We start from the raw sequence: 21,967 nt of genomic DNA, 5'->3' as shown, positions 1-21,967 counted from the left end.
CCTAGCCGGGGGGCGAAATAGTCATGAGATTGATCCTTTTGGGGCCGCCGGGCTCGGGCAAGGGAACCCAGGCGCAGCGGCTGGTCCACAAGCACGGCATCGTTCAGCTCTCGACCGGCGAAATGCTCCGTGCCGCGGTGGCCGCTGGAACTCCGATCGGTCTGCAGGCCAGGGAGATCATGTCCAATGGAGGCCTCGTCCCCGACGAGGTCGTGGTGGGTATCATCGCCGACCGCATCGAGCAGGACGACGCCAGGAAGGGCTTCATCCTCGACGGGTTCCCGCGCACGGTGCCGCAGGCGGCGGCGCTGGATGAGCTCCTGAAGAAGAAGCACCTCAAGCTCGATGCCGTCGTCGAGCTCCGCGTCAACGAGAGCGCGCTATTGGATCGCGTCGAGAAGCGTGCCGAGGAGACCCGGGCGCGCGGCGAGGAGGTGCGGCTCGACGATACGCCGGAGGTGCTGAGCAAGCGCCTGGCCCAGTACCGCTCCCTGACCGAGCCGCTGATTCACTACTACTCCGAGCGGCGCAAGCTCCTGACCGTCGATGGAATGATGACCATCGAGCACGTCACCCGCGATATCAACCGGATCCTTGGCGCCATCGGTGCGCTGGAACCGAAGGACCACGAGCCTGCCAAAAGCGTGAAGGCCGCCAAGACGGCCAAGAAGGCAGCCAAGAAACCGGTCAAATCGGCCAAAAAGGCCACAGGATCGGCCCGGAAGGCCGCCAAGGCGGTCTCCAAGGCAAAAGCGGCAAAGAAGCCCGCAAAGAAGGTCGCCCGCGCCGCAAGTGCCCGGAAGGGGGCGAAAGCCGCCAAAAAGCCTGCAAAAAAGCTCACGAAAAAGCGAGCTAAGCGCTAGGAGCGGTTGACGAAACCGACATGAATCCTTTAATAAGCCCCGCATCCAAGTTGGATAGTTTTATGACGATGCCGGGCCCCGAAGGACATGAGGGGAAGGGCGTCGTGTTCGCGTTTGTGGACACAAGCCCGCAGTAGCAAGAACTTGAGCAGTCCGTATCCGTGAGGGATCGGCGACAGGAGAGAAGTCCGTGGCCCGTATTGCCGGCGTCAACATTCCGACCAACAAGCGCGTGCTGATCGCGCTTCAGTACATCCATGGCATCGGCCAGAAGAACGCCGCCGAAATCATGGAGAAGGTGAAGATTCCGCTCGACCGTCGCGTCAGCCAGCTGACCGACCAGGAAGTGCTGCAGATCCGCGAAGTCATCGACCGCGACTATCTGGTCGAGGGCGATCTGCGTCGCGAGGTCGGCATCAACATCAAGCGGCTGATGGACCTCGGCTGCTATCGCGGCCTGCGTCATCGCCGCGGTCTGCCGGTGCGCGGCCAGCGCACCCACACCAATGCGCGTACGCGCAAGGGGCCGGCCAAGGCGATCGCCGGCAAGAAGAAGTAAGATTCGCGAACAGCGGGTAGGGAATAGCGGATTGATCCATTCGCTATTCACCACTCGCCATTCGTTTTTTTGGTGTAGCCGCTGGCACTACGGCGGCGCTTGAGATCACAGGAAAGGTTAGAAATGGGCAAGGAAGCCACCCGCGTCCGCCGTCGCGAACGCAAGAACATCGCCTCCGGCATCGCGCATGTGAATTCGTCGTTCAACAACACGACCATCACCATCACCGACGCGCAGGGCAACACGATCGCCTGGTCGTCCGCCGGCACCATGGGCTTCAAGGGCTCGCGCAAGTCGACCCCCTATGCCGCGCAGGTCGCGGCCGAAGACGTCTCCAAGAAGGCGCAGGAACACGGCATGCGCACGCTGGAGGTCGAAGTGGCCGGCCCGGGTTCGGGCCGGGAATCGGCGCTTCGCGCGCTGCAGGCTGCGGGCTTCACCGTCACCTCGATCCGCGACGTGACCACGATCCCGCACAATGGCTGCCGCCCGCGCAAGCGCCGGCGCGTCTGATCGAAGTCGCGGGCGGCCTCGGCCGCCCTGCGATCGTTTTTGGAATTGACCGCGCGGACTGTTCCGCGATCTCCAACGCCGGGTCCATCCACTCCACCGGCACATGGGTGAAACAGTGACGATCCAGAAGAATTGGCAAGAACTCATTCGACCGAACAAGCTGCAGGTGACGCCGGGCTCGGACGCGAGCCGGTTCGCCACCGTCGTCGCCGAGCCGCTCGAGCGTGGCTTCGGCCAGACGCTCGGCAACGCGCTGCGCCGCATCCTGCTGTCCTCGCTGCAGGGCGCGGCGGTGCAGTCGGTGCACATCGACGGCGTGCTGCACGAGTTCTCCTCGATCGCCGGCGTCCGTGAGGACGTCACCGACATCGTCCTCAACATCAAGGACATCGCGATCAAGATGCAGGGCGAAGGCCCCAAGCGCATGGTCGTGAAGAAGCAAGGCCCGGGCGCCGTCACCGCCGGCGACATCCAGACCGTCGGCGACGTCGTGGTGCTCAACCCCGACCTGCAGCTCTGCACGCTGGACGACGGCGCCGAGATCCGCATGGAGTTCACGGTCACGACCGGCAAGGGCTACGTCGCCGCCGAGCGCAACCGTCCCGAGGACGCCCCGATCGGCCTGATCCCGGTCGACAGCCTGTTCTCGCCGGTTCGCAAGGTCTCCTACAAGGTCGAGAACACCCGTGAGGGCCAGATCCTCGACTACGACAAGCTGACCATGACGATCGAGACCAACGGCGCGATCTCGCCGGAGGATGCCGTCGCCTATGCCGCGCGCATCCTGCAGGATCAGCTCAACGTGTTCGTCAACTTCGAGGAGCCGCGCAAGGAAGTCGCGCAGGAGATCATCCCCGATCTCGCCTTCAACCCGGCATTCCTCAAGAAGGTCGACGAACTCGAGCTGTCGGTGCGTTCGGCAAACTGCCTGAAGAACGACAACATCGTCTACATCGGCGACCTCGTGCAGAAGTCGGAAGCGGAAATGCTCCGCACCCCGAACTTCGGCCGCAAGTCGCTCAACGAGATCAAGGAAGTGCTGGCCCAGATGGGTCTGCACCTCGGCATGGAAGTGCCGGGCTGGCCGCCGGAGAACATCGACGAGCTCGCCAAGCGCTTCGAGGATCACTACTGATCGATTCTGATTGTCGTGGCCGGAGATTTCCGGCCACGACTTTTTATTGGGCGAACGCAGGCAGCCCACCTGAGAAACTTGTCGCTGAACCACCGCGACAGAATTGAAGAAGGAAGAAGTCAATGCGTCACGGCAAGGTTCACCGGAAGCTCAACCGCACGGCCGAGCATCGGCGTGCGATGTTCGCCAACATGGCGGCGGCCCTGATCAAGCACGAGCAGATCGTCACCACGCTGCCCAAGGCCAAGGAGCTGCGGCCGATCGTCGAGAAGCTCGTCACGCTCGGCAAGAAGGGCGGGCTGTCGCTGCGCCGTCAGGCGATCTCCGAGCTGCGCGACGTCGACCAGGTCAAGAAGCTGTTCGACACGCTGGCGACCCGCTACAAGGACCGCCAGGGCGGCTACACCCGCATCATCAAGGCCGGTTTCCGCTACGGCGACAACGCGGCGATGGCCGTGATCGAGTTCGTCGACCGCGACGTCGACGCCAAGGGCCAGGACTCCGGTCCGGTGCAGGACAAGGAAGCCGAGGCGGCGTAAGCCGGTCTCGATCAGGTTTCGGAAAGGCTTGGAAAACGGCGCCTTGCGGCGCCGTTTTTTATTTGCGCATCTGCCCCGTGCGGTGTGCCGGTTGCGGCCGCGTGTTGGCGCGCAAATATCTCCTGCTGCACCCACAGGAGACCTCCCATGAAAATCGACCTTTCCGGAAAGACTGCGCTCGTCACCGGCTCGACCGCGGGTATCGGCCATGCCATCGCCAAGGGCCTTGCCGCGGCCGGCGCTGATGTCGTGGTCAACGGTCGCGGCCAGGCCAAGGTCGATGCCGCCGTCGCGTCCATCGCGAAGGCTGTGCCTGACAGCAGGGTCCGCGGCATCGCCGCTGACGTCTCGACGGCGGCCGGCTGCAAGGCGCTGCTCGCGGCGCTGCCTGACGTCGACATCCTCGTCAACAATGCCGGCATCTTCGAGCCGAAGGACTTCTTCGCGATTCCCGACGAGGACTGGAGCCGCTTCTTCGAGGTCAACGTGATGTCGGGCGTGCGGCTGTCGCGCGGCTACTTGCAGGGCATGCTGAAGCGCAACTGGGGCCGCATCGTCTTCATCTCATCGGAGTCCGGCCTCAACATCCCGACCGAGATGATCCACTACGGCACCACCAAGACCGCGCAGCTCGCGATCGCGCGCGGGCTTGCGCAATTGACGCGTGGCACGGCGGTGACCGTGAACTCCGTGCTGCCGGGCCCGACGATGTCGGAGGGCGTCGAGACCTTCGTGAAGGATCTCGCAAGACAAAATGGCCAGTCAATCGAGGAGGCGGCGTCCAACTTCGTCAAGCAGCACCGACCCACCTCGCTGCTGCAACGCTTCGCCAGCACCGAGGAGATCGCGAATCTCGTCGTGTATGTCTGCTCGAAACAGGCCTCCGCGACCAACGGCGCCGCGTTGCGCGCCGAGGGCGGCATCGTCAACACGATTGCGTAGGGGCGGCGCTTGCCGGCCTACGTGATCTCCGAAGTCGAGATGCGCGACGCCGAGGCGTTCGAGGCCTATCGCGCGCTCGCGGCGAGGACCATCGCGCAATATGGCGGGCGCTACATCGCGCGCGGCGGCGCGGCCGAGGTGGTGGAGGGCGGTCCGCCACCGAAGGCGATCGTCATCGTCGAATTTCCGACGATGACGATCCTGCGGGAATGGTACGCGTCGCCGGAATACGCCGAGGCGCTGAAACTCCGCGCGTCAGCGCTGGAGCGGCGGCTGTTGTTTGTGGAAGGCGTGCCGCCAGCTTTGTAGGGCGAAAGCTACCACCCCTCCAGCACGATCTTGCCGCGCGACTTGCCGCTCTCCAGCAGCGCGTGCGCACGCTTGAGGTTGGCGGCGTTGATGGTGCCGAAGGTCTGGTCCAGCGTCGTGCGCAGCACGCCCTTGTCGATGAGGTCGGCGACGTCGTCGAGCAGGTGATGCTGCGCGATCATGTCTGATGTCTGGAACGAGGAGCGCGTGAACATCGATTCCCAGTGAACCGACACCGCCTTGCCCTTGAACGCGGCGACGTTGAACTCCGAGGGATCGTCGATCAGGCCGAACTTGCCCTGCGGCGCGATCAACTCGGCGATGCCCTTGTAGTGCTGCTCGGTGAAGGTGAGGCTGGCGACGAGGCCGACCGGCGGCAGCTTCAACCTTTCGATCTGCTCCTTCATCGCTTTGGAGTGATCGATCACGGCATGGGCGCCGAGATCGAGACACCACTTTTGCGATTCCGGCCGCGTTGCGGTGGCAACCACGGTCAGCCCGGTGAGGCGGCGCGCGAGCTGGATCAGGATCGAGCCGACGCCGCCGGCGCCGCCCGTGATCAGCAGCGTGCGCGCATCAAGGCTCTTGCCCGGCACGGCACCGAGCCGGTCGAACAGCAGCTCCCAGGCGGTGATCGAGGTCAGCGGCAGCGCGGCGGCCTGCGCGTACGACAGCGATTTCGGCTTGGCGCCGACGATACGTTCGTCGACGAGGTGAAATTCCGAATTGGTACCCTGGCGCAGGATCGAGCCGGCATAGAACACCTCGTCGCCCGGCTTGAACAGGCTGACATCAGGACCAACGGCGTCGACCACGCCTGCGGCGTCGAAGCCGAGGATCTTGTATTCGCCCTCGGGCGGCGCCGCGCGCTTGCGGACCTTGTAATCGACCGGATTGGCCGAGACCGCCTTCACAACCACTCTGACGTCGCGTCCCTTCGGCTCCGGCTTTGCGATCTCGATATCGACGAGTGCGTCCGCCGCCTCGATCGGCAGCGATTTCTGGTATCCGACGGCCTTCATGCCTTCTCTCCATTGGTGGCAATTGCCTGCCATCTAACTGTCGCGCTAGCGTTCAATTGGCAAGTACTGTAAAAACAGGGAACTAGTCCCCGTTTGGATACTATTGGGAAAATCCCGAGGAAATCCCAAGGTAATCCCAAGGAAAATCCCAAGGAAAATCCCAAGGAAATACCAAGGATACCCGCATGAAACGGAAGAATTTCGCGCGCCGGCCGGGCTGCGCGGTCGAGGCGGCCCTCGACCTGATCGACGGCAAATGGAAGGGCGTGATCCTGTTTCACCTGCAGGCCGGCACCCAGCGCTTCGGCGAATTGCGGCGGCGGATGCCCGGCATCACCCAGCGCATGCTGACCAAGCAGCTGCGTGCGCTCGAGGACGACAAGCTCGTGATCCGCAAGGTCTATGCCGAGGTGCCGCCGCGCGTCGAATACACGTTGTCCGAACTCGGCGAGAGCCTGCGCCCGGTGATCGATATTCTGAAGGCATGGGGCGAGGGCCATCAGGAGCGGCTGTCCTGCGCGCCGCCGCCGGAGGTCGTGCGGAAACCGAAGCGGGCAGCGTAGCCGCGACACCATCGTGAAGGGGAGGCCGGGAGCAGGTGCAGGCTCCCGGCCTTGCTACATCACCATGCGACCTGCGTGCGCAGCGCCACCGCGTCGAACTTCGAGCCCGCATCGACGGTCGAGATCGCCGACGCCTGCTTGGAGATGGTGCCATGCAGGTAGTCCAGCATGAAGCGAACGTTGCCGGTGACGTACCAGTTCAGGGCTGCGGTGTAGACGGTTTGCCGTCCACCGGCGATGCCGGCCGCCGTCGCAAGCTGATCGTTCAGGTTCATCTGGCTCACGCGCCCGGCGATTTCCCAGGCGCCCCAGCCGCCGCCTGCAAACGAGACCGGGTTCGCCGGCTTGATCCCGCCATAGGAGGCCGTCGCCGGGTTGTAGGCGTGCGTCTCGCCGGTCAGCACGTAGCCGACCTGCGCGTAGCCACCGTCGAATTTCAGGCTCGGTGCGCCGAACGGCGGCAGGCCCGTATTCGCAGTGCGATCGATGTTGAACCAGTAGTACTCGCCCTGCGCGATGAACGAGCCATAGGTCGCCGCCGCTTCGACGCCATAGACCTGCGCCCCCGAGACGTTGGCGATCGCGCCGGTCGAGATCAGCGTCGTCGGATCGATGCGCAGTTCGGGTCGGTCGCTGAGCGTGAGCGTCTGCGCCTGCGTCACCAGGTTGCGCGGCGGCTGGATCAGCCACTCCGCATCGGCGCCGATGTGCACCGAGTAATCCTTGCCGTTGATCGGGTTGCCGGCGGCACGGACAACGCCGCCATATTGCTCCGACGTTCCGGCCGGAATGACGCTGGACGCGGAGTGGATCGAACCCGAGGTCGGTCCCGTGACGTAGCCGCCGACCCAGAGCTGGTCGTTCCACCAGCGCGAGCCGAACGCCGAACGGAAGTCTCCGGCTGCAATGTTCTGGGCGATGATGCCGGCCGAGGCGCGCTCCATGAACAGGATGTCGTTGGAGCTGGTGGATTCGTCCATCGTCCAGAGCAGGTCCATGACGCCGCCCTCGATCGCCATCTTGCCGCCGAACGGCTTGAAGCCGGTGTAGCTCAGATAGGCGTTCTCGACGCCCGATGTCTGGCCGCCGGGAAGGAATCCGACCGGGGCGGCGCCGGCCGCGCCGGTGCCGCCGAAGCCGTCGGACGACCCGCCGAAGTCGTAGATCAACGCGAAATTCCAGTCGCTGAGGAATTTGCCGGTGATGCCGATGCGTGCGCGGCGCAGGTTCTCGCCATTGTCGAGCTTCTGCGGTGTGGTCGCTGCCGTGTCGGGGCGATACCTGTAACCGCCGACGTCGTAGTGGATGCGGCCCGTGATCGCGATGCAGTTCTGGTCGTCCGCGGTGCAGATCGTCGGCCGGTTGTTCGGCATCGACACCACGACGCCGGACGCTGCGACCGGACCCTTGACCGGGAGGGCGGCGTTGGCGTTCGCGACAGTCTTGGCATCGGCCGCCTTGGCGTCTGCCGCCTTGGCATGGGCGTTGGCGGCCGCCGCGGTGGCGGCGTTCGCATCGCTCTGCTTCTGCAGCTTGTCGATCTTCTGCTCGAGCATCTTGAGCTGTTGCTTGAGCAGCGCGATTTCCGCGTCGCTGCCGGATTCCGAATGTGCCGGCGATGTCGCCAGAGCGCCGGCCAGCCCCAGTCCTATCGTGATTGCACCAAATCTTGTCGCACCCATTCTACGCTCCCCAGTTGATGTCTGCATTCCCCGCTCACCGAAGCCTTGAGTCCTAGGAGCCTTGCGTGACTGACGCGCGACAGCCCAGGACGTGATCGGAGTTCCGCTTGTTGTGGACGCGCAACAGGCGAAGCAACCCAGTGAGATGACATCGATCATATGAGGTTGACAGCCGCCTTCAAACCGCCTGTGGCGGGTTTTGCACCGGCCGAACGGGCACGAGATATTGAGCCCGATACCCTTCATTTGCCGTACGAACGCGCCTATATTCCCGCGTTTTCCGAAAGAGGTGAGAATGCTCCGATTGATCCGCTTTGCCGCAATTCCCGTGCTTGGCGCGCTGGCCGTCGCAGGCAGCCTTGGCCACGCCCAGGCGCAGGACCGCCGCGTGCCGTCCTCGCAGGCGGAGCTCCAGCTGTCCTATGCGCCGATCGTGCAGCGGGTGCGGCCGGCGGTGGTCAACGTCTATGCCGCCAAGACCATCCAGAACCGCAACCCGCTGCTGGACGATCCGATCTTCCGTCGATTCTTCGGCGTGCCGGGCCAGCAGCCCGAGCAGATGCAGCGTTCGCTCGGCTCGGGGGTGATGGTCGATTCGTCCGGCCTCGTCGTGACCAATAATCACGTGATCGAAGGCGCCGACCAGGTGAAGGTCTCGCTCGCCGACAAGCGCGAATACGAGGCCGAGATCGTGCTGAAGGACAGCCGCAGCGACCTCGCGGTGCTCAGGCTGAAGGACACCAACGGAGAAAAGTTCGCGACCCTCGATTTCGACAATTCCGACGGGCTGCAGGTCGGTGACGTCGTGCTCGCGATCGGCAACCCGTTCGGCGTCGGCCAGACCGTCACCCACGGCATCATCTCGGCGCTGGCGCGCACCCAGGTCGGCATCACCGACTACCAGTTCTTCATCCAGACCGATGCCGCGATCAATCCCGGCAATTCCGGCGGCGCGCTGGTCGACATGACCGGGCGGCTCGCCGGCATCAACACCGCGATCTTCTCGCGCTCCGGCGGCTCGCAGGGCATCGGCTTCGCAATCCCCGCCAACATGGTGAGGGTGGTGGTGGCCTCGGCCAAGAGCGGCGGCAAGGCGGTGAAGCGGCCGTGGCTCGGTGCGCGCCTCCAGGCGGTGACGCCCGAGATCGCCGAGTCGCTCGGGTTGAAGCTGCCGAGCGGCGCGCTGGTCGCCAGTGTCGCGCCGAACAGTCCGGCGTCGAAGGCCGGGCTGAAACTGTCCGACCTGATCGTCGCGATCGACGGCCAGGCCATCGATGATCCCAACGCGTTCGATTATCGCTTTGCCACAAGGCCGCTCGGCGGCACCGCGCAGATCGACGTGCAGCGCGGCGGCAAGCCGATCAAGCTCACCGTACCGCTGGAGACCGCGCCTGATACCAACCGCGACGAAATCGTCCTCACCGCGCGCTCGCCGTTCCAGGGCGCCAAGGTTGCCAATATCTCGCCGGCGCTGGCCGATGAGTTGCATCTCGACGCCGGCACCGAGGGCGTCGTGGTGACCGATCTCGCCGACGACGGCACCGCGGCCAATGTCGGCTTCCAGAAGGGCGACATCATCCTCGCGGTCAACAACGAGAAGATCGCGCGGACCCGCGATCTCGAGCAGGCGTCGAAGGCAGGGACGCGGGTCTGGCGAATTACGCTGGTGCGCGGCGGCCAGCAGATCAACGTCACACTCGGCGGGTGAGCGCCAGGTGAGCCCGAAGCAGCCTCGCGACGCTGCCAACCTGTTCGCCGCGGCGGGCATGGAGCAGGACGCGCCGCATCCGCTACCGGACCGGCTGCGCCCGCGTTCGCTCTCCGACGTCGTCGGCCAGGACCACATCCTCGGCCCCGACGGCGCGCTGACGCGCATGCTGGAGACGCGTACGCTGGGCTCGCTGATATTCTGGGGGCCTCCCGGCACCGGCAAGACCACCGTGGCGCGGCTCCTGGCCGACGCCACCGAGCTGCATTTCGAGCAGATCTCGGCGGTGTTCTCCGGCGTCGCCGACCTGAAGAAGGCGTTCGACGCCGCCCGCGCGCGCCGCGAGACCGGCAAGGGCACGCTGCTGTTCGTCGACGAGGTGCACCGCTTCAACCGCGCGCAGCAGGATTCCTTCCTGCCCGTGATGGAGGACGGCACCGTGGTGCTGGTCGGCGCCACCACGGAGAATCCGTCCTTCGAGCTCAACGCGGCGCTTTTGTCGCGCGCCCGCGTGCTGGTGTTTCACTCGCTGGATGCGGCCGCGATCGAAAGACTGTTCGCCAATGCCGAGAAAATCGAGGGCAAAGAATTGCCGCTCGATGCCGAGGCGCGCGCCGTGCTGGTGCGGATGGCCGATGGCGACGGCCGCGCCTCGCTGACGCTCGCCGAGGAGGTCTGGCGTGCCGCGCGCAAGGGCGAGGTCTTCAACGCCGCGCAGTTGCAGGAGATCCTGCAACGCCGCGCGCCGATCTACGACAAGTCGGCCGACGGCCATTACAACCTGATCTCGGCGCTGCATAAATCGGTGCGCGGCTCCGATCCGGACGCTGCGCTGTATTATCTCGCGCGCATGTTCGATGCCGGCGAGGATCCGCTGTTCCTGGCGCGGCGGGTGGTGCGCATGGCCATCGAGGACATCGGCCTTGCCGATCCGCAGGCACTGGTGATCTGCAACGCCGCCAAGGACGCCTATGATTTCCTCGGCTCGCCCGAGGGCGAGCTCGCCATCGCGCAGGCTGTGATCTATCTCGCCACCGCACCGAAGTCGAACGCGGCCTACACCGCGTTCGGCGCGGCGATGCAGACCGCCAAGCAGGCGGGCTCGCTGCTGCCGCCGAAGCATATTCTCAACTCGCCGACCAGGCTGATGAAGTCGGAGGGCTATGGCTCCGGCTATCAATACGACCACGACATGCCCGACGCCTTCTCGGGCCAGGACTATTTCCCGGAAGCGCTGGGACGCCAGACCTTCTACGATCCGCCCGACCGCGGCTTCGAGCGCGAGATCCGCAAGCGGCTGGACTATTGGCAGAGGCTGCGGGCTCAACGTGGAAGCGGCTGACATCTCCTTGAAATAGCGGTATGGTATCTCGGCAACCTCCGGAGGTGCCGAATGGATAATGTCTGGCTGACCGCCGCCATCGTCGCGGTGCCGCTTCTCGCCGGCCTCGGACTGATCGGGGCGCTGGTGCGCAGGATACTCAAAAATCCCGATATTCCGAACGGCATCGCCATCGTGCTCGGCGTCGCGGCCTTGCTGTGCGTCGCACCGACCATTCTCAATCTCGCCATCAAGCTGCCCGGCGGCGGCGAGATCAGCCTGGTCCGCGAGCAGTTGCAGACCCAGACCCAGCAAATCGGTGAGCAGGGCGCCGACGTCAGGCGGCAGATCGTGATGCTCCGCCGGCGGGTCGAGACGCTTGAGAAAACCACCAGGGTCACTCCGACGGTAGCCGAAAAGCCCGAGGCCGACGTCAACAAGGGCAAGGTCGTCGTCGTGCTCTACGTCAACGAGCGCAAGGATCTCGCGATGCAGATGCAGGATTACCTGCTGCAGCAGGGCTATAGCGCCAACGCGGTCTACACCGATTTCACCGAGCTCAGTGACGCCAACCGGCTCGCGTCGGGCACGGTCGCGTTCGTGTCGGGGGAGAACGATTCGTCGCTGCGCAACGAGGTCGAGAGGGCGCTGCGCGCCAAATTCCCGGAGGTCCAGAAGGTCGTCGACGCCAGTGCACCGAAGCTGGCCAGCACCGCGGTTCAGGTCCGGCTGTTCTGAACTGACTCATCATCAGCAGACCGGCTCGCAGTTGCCGCCACGGTGCCATGCCGGCCTATTTGCAGTCGCGGCAGATCGTAAGCTTGCCTTTCAACGCCGCATCTTCCTGATCAGCCGAGTGCTGCCCCGCAAAGCCATGCGTCCCCGAATTGGGCTTGGCGCCTTTTACAGCGCGTGACCTCGTTGTGCGGGCCGCCTGGCCTGACGGTGCACCGTCGTCAACGGTGCCGACGCTGAAGCCGTCATAGTCGACGCCTGGATTCAGCGACGGCCGAGTGTCGCCGATCACCGGCGTGGACAAATCCTTGTCGGACGCCGCCGGCGGGAGTGCATCGCTCGGAGCAAGGGACGCATCGCCACTGGGTTTTGCCGGGGGCCTGGATCTTGCGGCGGTCGCTCGCGGTTCCCTGGGCTTCGCCGTCGGCGGCGAGGCGCTGTCGGTGGCGGCCGAAGGCGCCGCACGCTGCTCTGTCGACGGCGGAGCAAGCGAGAGCGGCGGAGCGGATGGGGTCTGGCCTCTCGCGCTGCCGTATGACCAAACGCAGGCACACAGGAAGCCAAGGGCAAGGAGCGTCGCGCGTTTCATCGGCGTCCTTCAAATGACATTGGTTGATCAAATCGACTGCGCGGCTCCCGGAGCCACGCTGTGCAAAAACTAACGGGCACCACATTGCGGTCAATATTGACCGAAATGGGGAGCGAAGGTGTCCGCCTTTGGCTCAGGCCGCGGCAATAGCGCAAAGCGGACCTTCGTCAGATAACGTCCACTGCCGTGAAGGGCAGTCACGCGACATCGCGATCGCTCAGGCGATGCCGCGTCGCAAGTGGGGGCCTAGCCAGGAACCTCTGAACCGTCCTGCTGTACCAGCTCGAATGTGATGCCCTCTGGTCCCTCGAAGAGCCGGAGCTTTCGGTTGATGTAGTCCATCTCGTCGCTCAGCACAGTTACACCATTGGCAACCAGGTGTGCGGTCATTGCCTCGATGTCGTCGACGCGGAACGCGAGGTGATTGAAGCCCCGTGTTCGAAGGTTCGTGGGGTGCGCACCCGGATCGGTCCCCGGGGGCGGGTCGAACTCGAGCAGCTGGATTTCGAAATGAGGGTCTGCTCCTTCGAGTACGAGGGTGATGTGCTGGGCTTTCATGGCGGGCATGCCCATGTACCGGGCGGGAACGCCACCGTCGATAGTCGCGACGTGACCCTTTCTGAAACCGAGGAGTTTGAAGAACTCGATCGCAGGGCCGGCGTCTGCCACCGCGATAGTGATGTGATCCGGATTGAGTATCATCTCGTCACTCCCTGACATCAACGCTGCGCATTGGCGCGCCGGCTTGCGTCCGCCGGATGGGCCGACGGCAGCCGGCCCTTGCTGGCGCCGAACACCGGCTCGTAGCCGTTTCCGTGCGCGCGAATACGAGCGCACCGCCTCCCACGGAAGTGGGCTGGCACCACGAGCCGGCCGCTATCAGCAGCTTCCGCACGATGATATCGACGGTCGCATCCCCAATCGCAAACCGCATGGCGAGCTCCTGCAGCAATGGCCGCGCACTCGGCCATGCTAAGGCATATTTGGGCCGAATGGTGGTACTGCCGGTGTGGCGTCGCGTCCGGGTTCGGCGCAACGCGCAAACGTCTGCAATGGTTCATTTTCGACCGGTTCGGGCGGAGATCGATTGCTGCGCGGGGATTTGCACCGATTCCGCAGTGACGATTCGCTGCATTTGCGCTAGGCACAATGCAGGTCTGGAGCCGAAAATTCACCATGAGCCGCCGCATCAAGAGAACGATATCGCCGGGCGATCGCAGCAAGGATCGAACCAAGGATCGCGGCAATGGCGGATCGGGACATCGCAGCCGCAAGACGGAGGATCGCAAGGCAGGCGACCGCCCGCCGGCACACCGCGCGGCTGGCAAGCCGCAGCGTTTCGCGGAGCCGAGCCAAGAGCGGCGTGAGCCACGCCAAGAGCGGCGTGAGCCACGCCAAGAGCGGCGTGAGCCACGCCAGGAGCGACTTGAACGGCGCGAGCGCTCCGGGCCTGCAGCATCAACGGCTGCGAAGGCGGCCGAGCCGCAGCTGCCGACCAAGGTGCAGACCGTCGTGGTGACCGCCGACGAGAACAACATGCGGGTCGACCGCTTCCTCGAGGCGCGGTTTCCGGGCCTGTCGTTCTCCCACATCCAGCGCATCGTGCGGAAGGGCGAGCTCAGGGTCGACGGCAAGCGCGCCGATTCCAAGGACCGGCTGGAGGAGGGCCAGAGCGTGCGCATCCCGCCGCTGCGGCTCGATGCGCCGAAGGCGGCCCGCGCGCTCTCCGAGGCCGAAAGCCGGACCTTGCACACGCTGAAGGAGATGACGCTCTACGAGGACGACGACGTGCTGGTGCTGAACAAGCCCGCGGGCCTCGCCGTGCAGGGCGGCTCCGGCATGACGCGCCACGTCGACCAGATGCTGGAGGTGATGCGCGACGCCAAGGGGCAGAAGCCGCGCCTCGTGCACCGGCTCGACCGCGAAACCTCGGGCTGCCTCCTGATCGCCAAGACCCGTTTCGCTGCCACCGCGTTGACCGGTTCGTTCCGTCATCGCTCGGCGCGCAAGATCTACTGGGCGCTGGTTGCGGGCGTGCCGAAGCCGAAGCAGGGCCGCATCTCCACGTATCTCGCGAAGGAGGAGGGCGAGGACGACACCATCATGCGGATCGCAGACCACGGCGACGAGGGTGCCAGCCATGCCGTGACCTATTATGCCGTGGTCGAGACCTCGGCGACGAAGCTCGCCTGGGTCTCGCTCAAACCGGTGACCGGCCGCACCCACCAGCTCCGCGCCCACATGGCACATATCGATCACGCGATTGTGGGCGATCCCAAGTATTTCAACAAGGAGAACTGGCAGCTGCCCGGCGGCCTGCAGAACCGGCTGCATCTCTTGGCGCGCCGGATCGTGATCCCGCACCCGCGCGGCGGCGTGATCGATGCGACCGCGCCCTTGCCGCCTCATATGCTGCAATCCTGGAATCTGCTCGGGCTCGAGGCCGACCGGTTCGATCCGATCGAGAACGCGCCGGAGGAGTGACCGGACGGCGCGCAGAGCGTCTTCCAGCGAAGTGGATACCGGTTCGCGTGAACGTGATGCCGAATTAGGCCCGGCCACAGCAACAACGATCAAAGCGGTGTCGCGCGCGGCAATTATGGTGCCGCGCGCCGGCCCGTTTCCGGCGTCACACCTGATCGAAGAGGCTGTCCATGACCGGGACCTGGCTCCGTACTGCGCTTCTCCTCGGGCTGCTCGGCACGGCTGCCGCGGCCAGCGCAGACGCCGAAACGATCGTGCTGCGCGGAGGCAGCCTCTATGCATCGCCCGACGCCGCGCTGCTGCCGGATGCCGTGATCGTGATGACGGATGGTGTCATCAGCGCGGTCGGCAAATCCGGCGACGTCAATGTGCCGGCCGATGCCCGCGTCATCGATTGCAGCGGCAAGACCGTCGTCGCCGGGTTCTGGAACAGTCATGTGCACTTCACGGAAGGGGCGTGGCACAACGCCGCCACGGCGCCGGCTGCGCCGCTGACCGGGCACATGCAGGAGATGCTGACGCGGTGGGGGTTCACCACCGTCTGGGACCTCGGCTCGGATCCGCAGGACACGCTGCCGCTGCGCAAGCGCATCGCTGCGGGCGAAGTTGCCGGCCCCAGGATCTTGATGGCCGGCAGCATCTTCCCGAAGGACGGCCATCCCGCCTATCTGCCGGCCGCGATGCAGTTGCCCGAGGCGACCACGCCTGACGAGGCCACGCAACTGGCGCGCGGCTACATGGCCCTCAATCTCGACGGTGTGAAGTTGTTCACCGGCGTCTACAAGGGCGGCAAGCCGGTCGTCAATATGGATCCCGCCATCGCCAGGGCGGCCGTCGACGTGGCGCATGCGGCGGCCAAGCCGGTGTTTGCCCACCCGCAAAACCAGGTCGGCGTCGACACGGTGATCGCCGCCGGCGTCGATATCCTCGCACACAGCAACCCGACCGAAGGCGGCTACACGACGGAGCAACTGGCGCGGCTCAAGGCGCAGGGAACGGCATTGATTCCGACCCTGTCGCTCTACACGACCGTCGTTCTCATTCCCGACGTGACGAACCGCCTTGTTGCCGCGGCCGTCAACGAGCTCAAGCAGTTTTCGGAGAATGGCGGGCCGATCCTGTTCGGCACCGATGTCGGCTTCATCAAGCTCTATGACACCACGCTCGAATACGAGCTGATGCATCGCGCGCTGTCCGAGCGTCAGGTGCTGGCGTCACTGACATCGAATCCGGCGCAGTATTTCAAGGCTGCGAAGAAGGGTCGGGTCGAGCAGGGCTTCGACGCGGATCTGGTGGTGCTCGACGGCGATCCCTTGAGCGACGTCCGCAATCTCGCAAAAGTGAGCACCACCATCCGAGCCGGTCACGTGATCTACCAGAAACCGTGACCAGGATTTCGGACCCAGGCAGACGAGCGCAGGATGATTTGCGTGAGCGCCATCCTATTCACGATCCTGCACCAACCACGAGACGAGCGAGGTCCCAATGAAACAGTTCAGCCGCCGAAACTTCCTCGCGATTGCGGCTGCGGCCGCAGCGCGCCCTGGCTTCGCTCGAACCATGAATGAGGACATCGGCGAGCGGCTGTCCCGATCGCTCGAGACCGGCAAGGTCAGCGGACTGCATGCACTGCTCGTCAGCCAGGGCGGCAATACCGTGTTTGAGTACTATGGCCGGGGCGAGGACCAGATCTGGGGGCGGCCGCTCGGCACGGTGGTCTTTGCGCCCGACGTGCTTCACGATCTGCGCTCGGTCTCCAAGAGCGTCGTCGGACTGGCTTATGGCATTGCGCTTGCCGCCGGCAAGGTGCCGGCGCCCGAAGCGAAACTCTACGAGCAATTCCCCGAATACGCCGATCTCGCCGGGCAAGCCGGTCGCGACAGGATCACGCTGCATCATGTGCTCAGCATGACGCTCGGCCTTGAATGGGACGAGTTGACGATCCCCTATGGCGATCTGCGCAACAGCGAGAATGCGATGGAGGCGGCACCGGACCGTTTCCGTTTCATCCTCGAACGGCCGATCGTTGGCGAGCCCGGTGCGAAATGGACCTATTGCGGCGGCGCGACCGCGCTGCTCGGCCATCTGATTGCCAGGGGCACGGGCGAACCGCTGCTGAATTATTGCCGCCGCGTTCTGTTCGATCCCATGGGCTTCGGTCCGGCCGAATGGACGACAGGCCACGACGGAGAGCCACACACGGCGTCGGGACTGCGCCTGTTGCCGCGCGATCTCCTGAAGGTCGGCCAGCTGGTGCAGGCCGGCGGCAAGTGGAACGGCAGGGAAATCGTGCCGTCCGATTGGGTCAAGCGCGTGACCACGCCTGTGGTCACGATCGATCCAAACCGCAGCTATGGCTATCACTGGTACATGGGCGACGGTCAGCCGCCGCGTCAGCAGCACTGGATCGGCGGGATCGGCTGGGGCGGCCAGCGCCTGTACGTCATTCCCGGGCTCGACCTCGTCGGCGCGATCAACTGCGGCAATTACGGCAAGCCGGGACAGGAGCAGTCCCGCGTGAGCACGACAGTTCTTTCGGATGTCGTGTTGCCCAGCTTCCTCAGCTGATCGTCCGGCATTCCGGCTCCGAAATTCGCCACCATTCGCCGCAAGACTCTGCGGCATGGCGACAAGCCGCCATCGGCCGGCAGCGGAGCATCAGGTCCATGCGCACCATCACGCTTGAAGAGCATTTCGCGACGCCGGGTTTTCTCGGTGGTCCGGGCCACGACCTCAGGGAGCAGGCGCGCCAGGTCGGCGGCCGCGCCGAGCGGCTGATGCGCGATTTGTGCGACCTCGGCGAGGGCCGGATCGCCCAGATGGACGCGGCCGGGATCGACATGCAGGTGCTCTCGCTGACGGCGCCCGGTGTCGAGCAGCTGGACGCTACTGATGCGGCGGCGCTCGCGCGCGACACCAATGATGCGCTGGCCGAGGCGATCACAAGGCATCCGACGCGCTTGTCCGGCTTCGCCGCGCTGCCGATTGCGACGCCGGATCAGGCGGCGCAGGAGCTCGAGCGCCGCTTCAGCCACCAGCGCTTCGCCGGCGCCGTCATCAATGGCCATCAGCGTGGCCGCTATCTCGACGACAGATTCTTCTGGCCGGTGCTGGAGGCCGCCGAAGCGCTCGGCGCGCCGATCTACCTGCATCCGACCAGGCCGCCCAAACCGGTGATCGAAGCCTCGTTCGGCGGCTTTGCCCCACTCGTCACCGAGATGCTGGCGGGCCCGGGTTTCGGCTGGCACATCGAGACCGCGGTGCATGTGCTGCGCATGGTGCTGGGCGGCGTGTTCGACCGCTTCCCGAAACTTCAGATCGTGATCGGCCACATGGGCGAGGGGCTGCCGTTCTTCATGCAGCGCGTCGACGTGATGCCGGTCGAGCTGACGCGGCTCCAGCGCCCGGTCAGCGCCTATCTGCGCGACAATCTGCACTACACCTTCGCCGGCTTCAATTTTCCGGCGACGTTCCTCGATCTGCTGCTCGAGATCGGGGTCGGCCGCATCATGTTCTCGGCCGACTATCCCTATGGCTCGATGGAAAAAGCCCGCGCGTTCCTCGACCAGATTCCGGTCTCCGCCGCCGATCGTGCGCTGATCGCGCATGGCAATGCGGAGAAGCTGTTCAGGCTTTGAGCAAGCGCGCGGCTACACCAGGGATAGCGCGAAAACCCTCTAACCGCTGATCTTCGGCAATTCCCGCACCTCGCCGCCAAGCTTGTCGGTCAGGAAGGCGAGCGCGTCGCATTCGCGATTGACCGATTTGCTCAGTGAATTGCCGGCGGAGTGTCCCGCGCGCCGCTCGACGCCCAGGTAGACGGTGCTTTCTGGAGACAACGCCTGCAAACTTGCGACGAACTTGTATGAATGCGCCGGCGCAACGCGGTCGTCGCTATCTGCGGTCAGAACCAGAAGCGGCGGATACTTCACTCCCTTGCGGATGTTGTGCAGCGGCGAATAGGCGAACAGCGTCCTGAAGTCGGCTTCGCCGGCTTCAGGATTGCCGTATTCGGGAACCCAGTTGACGCCGAATGTGAATTTCGTGAACCGCAACATGTCCGTGACGGGAACCTCGGAGACGACGGCTCCGAACAGCTCGGGCCGTTGCAGCATCGTTGCCAGAACCAGCAGGCCGCCATTGCTCGCGCCATTGATGCCCAATCTGTCCGGGCGGGTGTAGCCGTTGGCGAGCAGCCATTCCGCCGATGCGATGAAATCGTCGAACGACGTCTGCTTATGCGTGCGTCGGCCTTCGTCATGCCATGGCTGACCGTATTCGCCACCGCCACGTATCGAGGCAAGGGCGTAGACGCCGCCCATCCGGACCCAGGCCGCGATCTTGTCGCTGTAATAGGGCCACAACGAGATACCGAAGCCGCCATAGGCGTAGAGCAGCGTGCGATTGCTGCCGTCGCGTGGGATATCCGGCCGATGGATCAAAGTCATCGGGATTCGGGCGCCATCCTTGCTGGTCACGAAGGTCTGCTCAACCACGACATCGGCAAGGTCGTATTTCGCCGCCGATGGACGAAACAGGGTCGGCTTCGCGGTCTCCAGGTCCAGCCACTCGATCCGGCTCGACCGTTTGTAGTCGTTGACCTCGAGCAGCAGATGGTCATCGCCCCTGAAATGTCGCCCGAACGCCACGCTTTCGAGGCCGCCGAGATCGATCGTCGACAGGTGCTTGCCGCTCAGATCATGAATGGCGATGCGCTGATTGACGTCTTGATAGTGCTTGACCACCAATTTGCTGTCGAACACCGCAGCGAAATTCAGCGGAGCCTCGCTTTCCGCAATCACGGTGTGCCATCGGTCCGGCTTTGGATCGGACTGGTCGATACGCACCAGCCGCCATTTCGGCGCGTCGAGATTGGTGATCGCATAATGCGTCGGACCGACATTCGCGATCGGATAGAAGCCCGCTGAACCGATCGGAAAGATCTCGTCGATCTGCGAGGCATCGTGCAGGGGCGCGACGAAGTAGCCGGCCTTTTCGGATGTTCCGACTCTCGCGACGATCTTCAACAGATCGGCATCCATCGATGACATGACCTGGAAATAGAAGTCGCGCGCCTCCGTCCGCCGAAAGATCACCCGGTCGGCCGATTGTGGTTCGCCAAGCCGATGCAGGCACACAATCTGGCTGCGGCGGTACCAGTCGGCGGGATCGCTGTCGGCAGGGTAGCGCGAATAGTAGAAACTGCGCCCGTCGCGGGACCACGCAACGGTCGTATGCTTGCACCAGGCGAGCGCGTCGGGCAGGTCCTTGCCGGTCTCGACGTCACGGATGTGCATCGTCTCCCGATCGCTTCCGGCCTCTGCCACGAGGTAGGCGACCTTGGTGCCGAACCGGTCGGGGAAGAACGACAGGATGGCCACCGTTCCATCTGAGGACAAGGTGCTCGCGTCGATCAGCGTCTTTCTCGGGCCGTCCGGATGCTCCTGAACGCCGACGCTGCGCTGATTGTCGAGGCCTTCGGTGAAGAACGTGAAGTGACGCCGGCCAAATCGCGCCGGGATCGAGCTCCGCGGATAGTCCAGCGCCGCGTTCGCGAAATCGTGAAGCTGCTTTCGGATCGGCATGGCGTCGATCAGGTCGCGCGTGCGGATATCCTGGGCTTCGATCCAGGCCTTCACGTCGGCCCGCGTGGAATCCTCAAGCGGGCGATACGGATCGGGAATGCTGACGCCATGAAGGATGTCCACGGTGTCGTCGCTCGGGGCCGATGGCAGATTGCCGTTGCCGGCGGTGAGGCCGGTCACCGCCTGGCCGAGCGCCCGATCGGCAACCAGCAGCGCGCCGGATGCGACCCCGCTCAGGATGGCCCGGCGGGTCAGCCGGCTGCTATCGTTGGAGTGCATTTTCCTGCCCTATCACGGTTCGCCGTTCAGTTCCGACCGCGGATGTGCACTACCATAGATTTAGGCCGGTCGCCATTGCGGCGCCGGTAGCAGTTTAGTGAGGCACATCACCCGGAGAGCTGTTCAGGCCTTGAGTGCCGATCGGCCCCTGTATCGAAGCGCGTCCACCAGGAGCGAGAAGGCCGGCGAGGGCTGGCGGCGGCTTGGATAATAGAGGTGATAGCCCGAGAACGGTCCGCACCAATCCGACAACACGCGCACCAGCCGGCCTTGCGAGATGTAGGGCTGCACGTGAGCTTCGGTGAGATAGGCGAGGCCGAAGCCCATGAGCGCGGCATCGAGCAGCGCGCCGGCGCCGTTGAAGACCAGCTGTCCGTCGACACGGACGTGGATGTCACGGCCGTTCTTCTCGAATTCCCATGCGTACAGGCTGCCGCCATGAGTGGGCAGCCGCAGGTTGATGCAATTGTGTTCGGTCAAATCCTGGGGCGTCCGCGGCTTCTTGTGATGCTCGAAGTAGGAGGGCGCGCCGACGACGGCCATGCGCAGATCCGGCCCGACCCTCACGGCGATCATGTCCCTTGCAACCATTTCGCCGGGTCGGATCCCCGCATCGTATTGCGCGGCAACGATGTTGGTCAGCCCATAGTCGATGAACGCCTCCACCTTGATGTCAGGGTATTTCGGCAGGATCCTGCCGAGTGCCGGCATCAGGATGGATTGCACGGCATATTCGGTCGCCGTGATGCGGATGGTGCCCGCCGGTCTTTCCCGCAGTTCGCTCAAGGCTGCCAGCTCGAGATCCATCTCGTCGAATTTCGGGCCGATGTTCAGGAACAGCCGTTCCCCGGCTTGCGTCGGCGTCACGCTGCGGGTGGTCCGGTTCAGGAGCCGAACGCCCATCCGTTCCTCCAGGCTGCGGATGATCTGGCTCAGCGCGGACTGCGTCATCCCGAGTCTGGCGGCTGCCCGCGTGAAACTGCGCTCCCGTGCCACGGCCAGGAAGGCGAGGAGATCGCTCGCGTCGTCTCGCTTCATTGATAAGCCTGTCTAATAACCACTGTTAGTTTTTATCACCTAATCGGCAGGGACCGGAAGCCCTAGGTTTGCCCCGACAGGATGACGGCATCTCGGGAGCG

21 protein-coding genes are annotated in these 21,967 nt (G+C 64.6%); 16 read left to right on the top strand and 5 right to left on the bottom strand.

Features of this window, described 5'->3' with window-relative positions; all coding sequences use genetic code 11:
* The first annotated feature begins 23 nt into the window (after positions 1-23).
* The 7 genes from JQ586_RS27930 (at position 24) to JQ586_RS27900 (ending at position 4,860) form a co-directional block, all read left to right on the top strand.
* Positions 24-863 (top strand): adenylate kinase, encoded by an 840-nt coding sequence (locus tag JQ586_RS27930; RefSeq protein ID WP_212397849.1) that lies wholly within the window; start codon positions 24-26, stop codon positions 861-863.
* A gap of 190 nt (positions 864-1,053) precedes the next feature.
* Entirely contained in the window at positions 1,054-1,422 is a 369-nt protein-coding gene (gene rpsM / locus JQ586_RS27925) for a 30S ribosomal protein S13 (protein ID WP_212397848.1), read from the top strand.
* Positions 1,423-1,545: 123 nt separating this feature from the next.
* Positions 1,546-1,935, top strand: a complete 390-nt coding sequence (rpsK, locus tag JQ586_RS27920) for a 30S ribosomal protein S11 (protein ID WP_006021048.1) — start codon at positions 1,546-1,548, stop codon at positions 1,933-1,935.
* A 103-nt stretch (positions 1,936-2,038) separates the two neighbouring features.
* Positions 2,039-3,070: a DNA-directed RNA polymerase subunit alpha gene (locus JQ586_RS27915; protein ID WP_212397847.1), complete on the top strand. Its 1,032-nt coding sequence runs from the start codon at positions 2,039-2,041 to the stop codon at positions 3,068-3,070.
* 122 nt (positions 3,071-3,192) lie between these two features.
* Entirely contained in the window at positions 3,193-3,609 is a 417-nt protein-coding gene (gene rplQ, locus JQ586_RS27910; RefSeq protein ID WP_212397846.1) for a 50S ribosomal protein L17, read from the top strand.
* A gap of 147 nt (positions 3,610-3,756) precedes the next feature.
* Positions 3,757-4,551, top strand: coding sequence for an SDR family NAD(P)-dependent oxidoreductase (locus tag JQ586_RS27905; protein ID WP_212397845.1), 795 nt, complete (start codon positions 3,757-3,759; stop codon positions 4,549-4,551).
* A 9-nt stretch (positions 4,552-4,560) separates the two neighbouring features.
* Positions 4,561-4,860, top strand: a complete 300-nt coding sequence (locus JQ586_RS27900; protein ID WP_212397844.1) for a DUF1330 domain-containing protein — start codon at positions 4,561-4,563, stop codon at positions 4,858-4,860.
* Positions 4,861-4,868: 8 nt separating this feature from the next.
* Here JQ586_RS27900 and JQ586_RS27895 read toward each other — a convergent pair whose 3' ends face one another.
* A complete protein-coding gene (locus JQ586_RS27895) occupies positions 4,869-5,882 on the bottom strand; it encodes a zinc-binding alcohol dehydrogenase family protein (RefSeq protein ID WP_212397843.1) in 1,014 nt (337 codons plus the stop codon).
* A gap of 185 nt (positions 5,883-6,067) precedes the next feature.
* Between JQ586_RS27895 and JQ586_RS27890 the strand changes: the two genes are divergently transcribed.
* Positions 6,068-6,445, top strand: coding sequence for a helix-turn-helix domain-containing protein (locus JQ586_RS27890; protein WP_212397842.1), 378 nt, complete (start codon positions 6,068-6,070; stop codon positions 6,443-6,445).
* A 59-nt stretch (positions 6,446-6,504) separates the two neighbouring features.
* Here JQ586_RS27890 and JQ586_RS27885 read toward each other — a convergent pair whose 3' ends face one another.
* On the bottom strand, positions 6,505-8,127 hold the full coding sequence (locus JQ586_RS27885; RefSeq protein ID WP_212397841.1) for an OprO/OprP family phosphate-selective porin: 1,623 nt from the start codon (positions 8,125-8,127) through the stop codon (positions 6,505-6,507).
* Positions 8,128-8,422: 295 nt separating this feature from the next.
* On the opposite strand from JQ586_RS27885, the gene JQ586_RS27880 reads away from it, so the two are divergent.
* From JQ586_RS27880 to JQ586_RS27865, 4 genes are all read left to right on the top strand, one after another.
* Positions 8,423-9,835 (top strand): DegQ family serine endoprotease, encoded by a 1,413-nt coding sequence (locus JQ586_RS27880; RefSeq protein WP_212397840.1) that lies wholly within the window; start codon positions 8,423-8,425, stop codon positions 9,833-9,835.
* A 58-nt stretch (positions 9,836-9,893) separates the two neighbouring features.
* Positions 9,894-11,177 carry a replication-associated recombination protein A gene (locus JQ586_RS27875; RefSeq protein ID WP_249148246.1) on the top strand — a complete coding sequence of 428 codons (1,284 nt, stop codon included), beginning with the start codon at positions 9,894-9,896 and terminating at the stop codon, positions 11,175-11,177.
* A 51-nt stretch (positions 11,178-11,228) separates the two neighbouring features.
* A complete protein-coding gene (locus JQ586_RS27870; RefSeq protein WP_212397838.1) occupies positions 11,229-11,894 on the top strand; it encodes a hypothetical protein in 666 nt (221 codons plus the stop codon).
* Between the two features lie 275 nt (positions 11,895-12,169).
* Complete coding sequence (locus JQ586_RS27865; RefSeq protein ID WP_212397837.1) at positions 12,170-12,553, top strand: hypothetical protein; 384 nt, start codon at positions 12,170-12,172, stop codon at positions 12,551-12,553.
* Positions 12,554-12,726: 173 nt separating this feature from the next.
* On the opposite strand, the gene JQ586_RS27860 is transcribed toward JQ586_RS27865, so the two are convergent.
* Positions 12,727-13,182: a VOC family protein gene (locus tag JQ586_RS27860; protein ID WP_212397836.1), complete on the bottom strand. Its 456-nt coding sequence runs from the start codon at positions 13,180-13,182 to the stop codon at positions 12,727-12,729.
* Positions 13,183-13,656: 474 nt separating this feature from the next.
* On the opposite strand from JQ586_RS27860, the gene JQ586_RS27855 reads away from it, so the two are divergent.
* The 4 genes from JQ586_RS27855 to JQ586_RS27840 all read left to right on the top strand — a co-directional run bounded on the left by JQ586_RS27855 (position 13,657) and on the right by JQ586_RS27840 (position 18,602).
* Positions 13,657-14,964, top strand: coding sequence for an RluA family pseudouridine synthase (locus tag JQ586_RS27855; RefSeq protein WP_212397835.1), 1,308 nt, complete (start codon positions 13,657-13,659; stop codon positions 14,962-14,964).
* Positions 14,965-15,134: 170 nt separating this feature from the next.
* Complete coding sequence (locus JQ586_RS27850) at positions 15,135-16,352, top strand: amidohydrolase family protein (protein WP_212397834.1); 1,218 nt, start codon at positions 15,135-15,137, stop codon at positions 16,350-16,352.
* Positions 16,353-16,449: 97 nt separating this feature from the next.
* Positions 16,450-17,532 (top strand): serine hydrolase, encoded by a 1,083-nt coding sequence (locus tag JQ586_RS27845; RefSeq protein ID WP_212397833.1) that lies wholly within the window; start codon positions 16,450-16,452, stop codon positions 17,530-17,532.
* A 98-nt stretch (positions 17,533-17,630) separates the two neighbouring features.
* Positions 17,631-18,602 (top strand): amidohydrolase family protein, encoded by a 972-nt coding sequence (locus JQ586_RS27840; RefSeq protein WP_212397832.1) that lies wholly within the window; start codon positions 17,631-17,633, stop codon positions 18,600-18,602.
* A gap of 39 nt (positions 18,603-18,641) precedes the next feature.
* Here the strand turns inward: JQ586_RS27840 and JQ586_RS27835 are convergent, their stop codons facing one another.
* Together JQ586_RS27835 and JQ586_RS27830 are read right to left on the bottom strand one after the other, a co-directional pair.
* Entirely contained in the window at positions 18,642-20,828 is a 2,187-nt protein-coding gene (locus JQ586_RS27835; protein WP_212397831.1) for a prolyl oligopeptidase family protein, read from the bottom strand.
* A 123-nt stretch (positions 20,829-20,951) separates the two neighbouring features.
* On the bottom strand, positions 20,952-21,866 hold the full coding sequence (locus tag JQ586_RS27830) for a LysR family transcriptional regulator (protein ID WP_212397830.1): 915 nt from the start codon (positions 21,864-21,866) through the stop codon (positions 20,952-20,954).
* Between the last annotated feature and the right edge of the window lie 101 nt (positions 21,867-21,967).

Source organism: Bradyrhizobium jicamae, assembly GCF_018130215.1.
GTDB lineage: Bacteria > Pseudomonadota > Alphaproteobacteria > Rhizobiales > Xanthobacteraceae > Bradyrhizobium > Bradyrhizobium jicamae_A.
The sequence above is the reverse complement of the archived record's forward strand: the minus strand, read 5'-3'. Positions and strand labels throughout refer to the sequence as shown.

Excerpts from the sequence above, each read along its gene's own strand:
- JQ586_RS27835 (WP_212397831.1), bottom strand. The coding sequence starts at position 20,828 with ATGCACTCCAACGATAGCAGCCGGCTGACCCGCCGGGCCATCCTGAGC.
- JQ586_RS27885 (WP_212397841.1), bottom strand. The coding sequence starts at position 8,127 with ATGGGTGCGACAAGATTTGGTGCAATCACGATAGGACTGGGGCTGGCC.
- JQ586_RS27860 (WP_212397836.1), bottom strand. The coding sequence starts at position 13,182 with ATGATACTCAATCCGGATCACATCACTATCGCGGTGGCAGACGCCGGC.
- JQ586_RS27930 (WP_212397849.1), top strand. The coding sequence starts at position 24 with ATGAGATTGATCCTTTTGGGGCCGCCGGGCTCGGGCAAGGGAACCCAG.
- JQ586_RS27905 (WP_212397845.1), top strand. The coding sequence starts at position 3,757 with ATGAAAATCGACCTTTCCGGAAAGACTGCGCTCGTCACCGGCTCGACC.
- JQ586_RS27830 (WP_212397830.1), bottom strand. The coding sequence starts at position 21,866 with ATGAAGCGAGACGACGCGAGCGATCTCCTCGCCTTCCTGGCCGTGGCA.
- rplQ (WP_212397846.1), top strand. The coding sequence starts at position 3,193 with ATGCGTCACGGCAAGGTTCACCGGAAGCTCAACCGCACGGCCGAGCAT.
- JQ586_RS27845 (WP_212397833.1), top strand. The coding sequence starts at position 16,450 with ATGAAACAGTTCAGCCGCCGAAACTTCCTCGCGATTGCGGCTGCGGCC.
- JQ586_RS27875 (WP_249148246.1), top strand. The coding sequence starts at position 9,894 with ATGGAGCAGGACGCGCCGCATCCGCTACCGGACCGGCTGCGCCCGCGT.
- JQ586_RS27890 (WP_212397842.1), top strand. The coding sequence starts at position 6,068 with ATGAAACGGAAGAATTTCGCGCGCCGGCCGGGCTGCGCGGTCGAGGCG.
- JQ586_RS27855 (WP_212397835.1), top strand. The coding sequence starts at position 13,657 with ATGAGCCGCCGCATCAAGAGAACGATATCGCCGGGCGATCGCAGCAAG.
- JQ586_RS27880 (WP_212397840.1), top strand. The coding sequence starts at position 8,423 with ATGCTCCGATTGATCCGCTTTGCCGCAATTCCCGTGCTTGGCGCGCTG.
- JQ586_RS27915 (WP_212397847.1), top strand. The coding sequence starts at position 2,039 with ATGGGTGAAACAGTGACGATCCAGAAGAATTGGCAAGAACTCATTCGA.
- JQ586_RS27850 (WP_212397834.1), top strand. The coding sequence starts at position 15,135 with ATGACCGGGACCTGGCTCCGTACTGCGCTTCTCCTCGGGCTGCTCGGC.
- JQ586_RS27895 (WP_212397843.1), bottom strand. The coding sequence starts at position 5,882 with ATGAAGGCCGTCGGATACCAGAAATCGCTGCCGATCGAGGCGGCGGAC.
- rpsK (WP_006021048.1), top strand. The coding sequence starts at position 1,546 with ATGGGCAAGGAAGCCACCCGCGTCCGCCGTCGCGAACGCAAGAACATC.
- JQ586_RS27870 (WP_212397838.1), top strand. The coding sequence starts at position 11,229 with ATGGATAATGTCTGGCTGACCGCCGCCATCGTCGCGGTGCCGCTTCTC.
- JQ586_RS27840 (WP_212397832.1), top strand. The coding sequence starts at position 17,631 with ATGCGCACCATCACGCTTGAAGAGCATTTCGCGACGCCGGGTTTTCTC.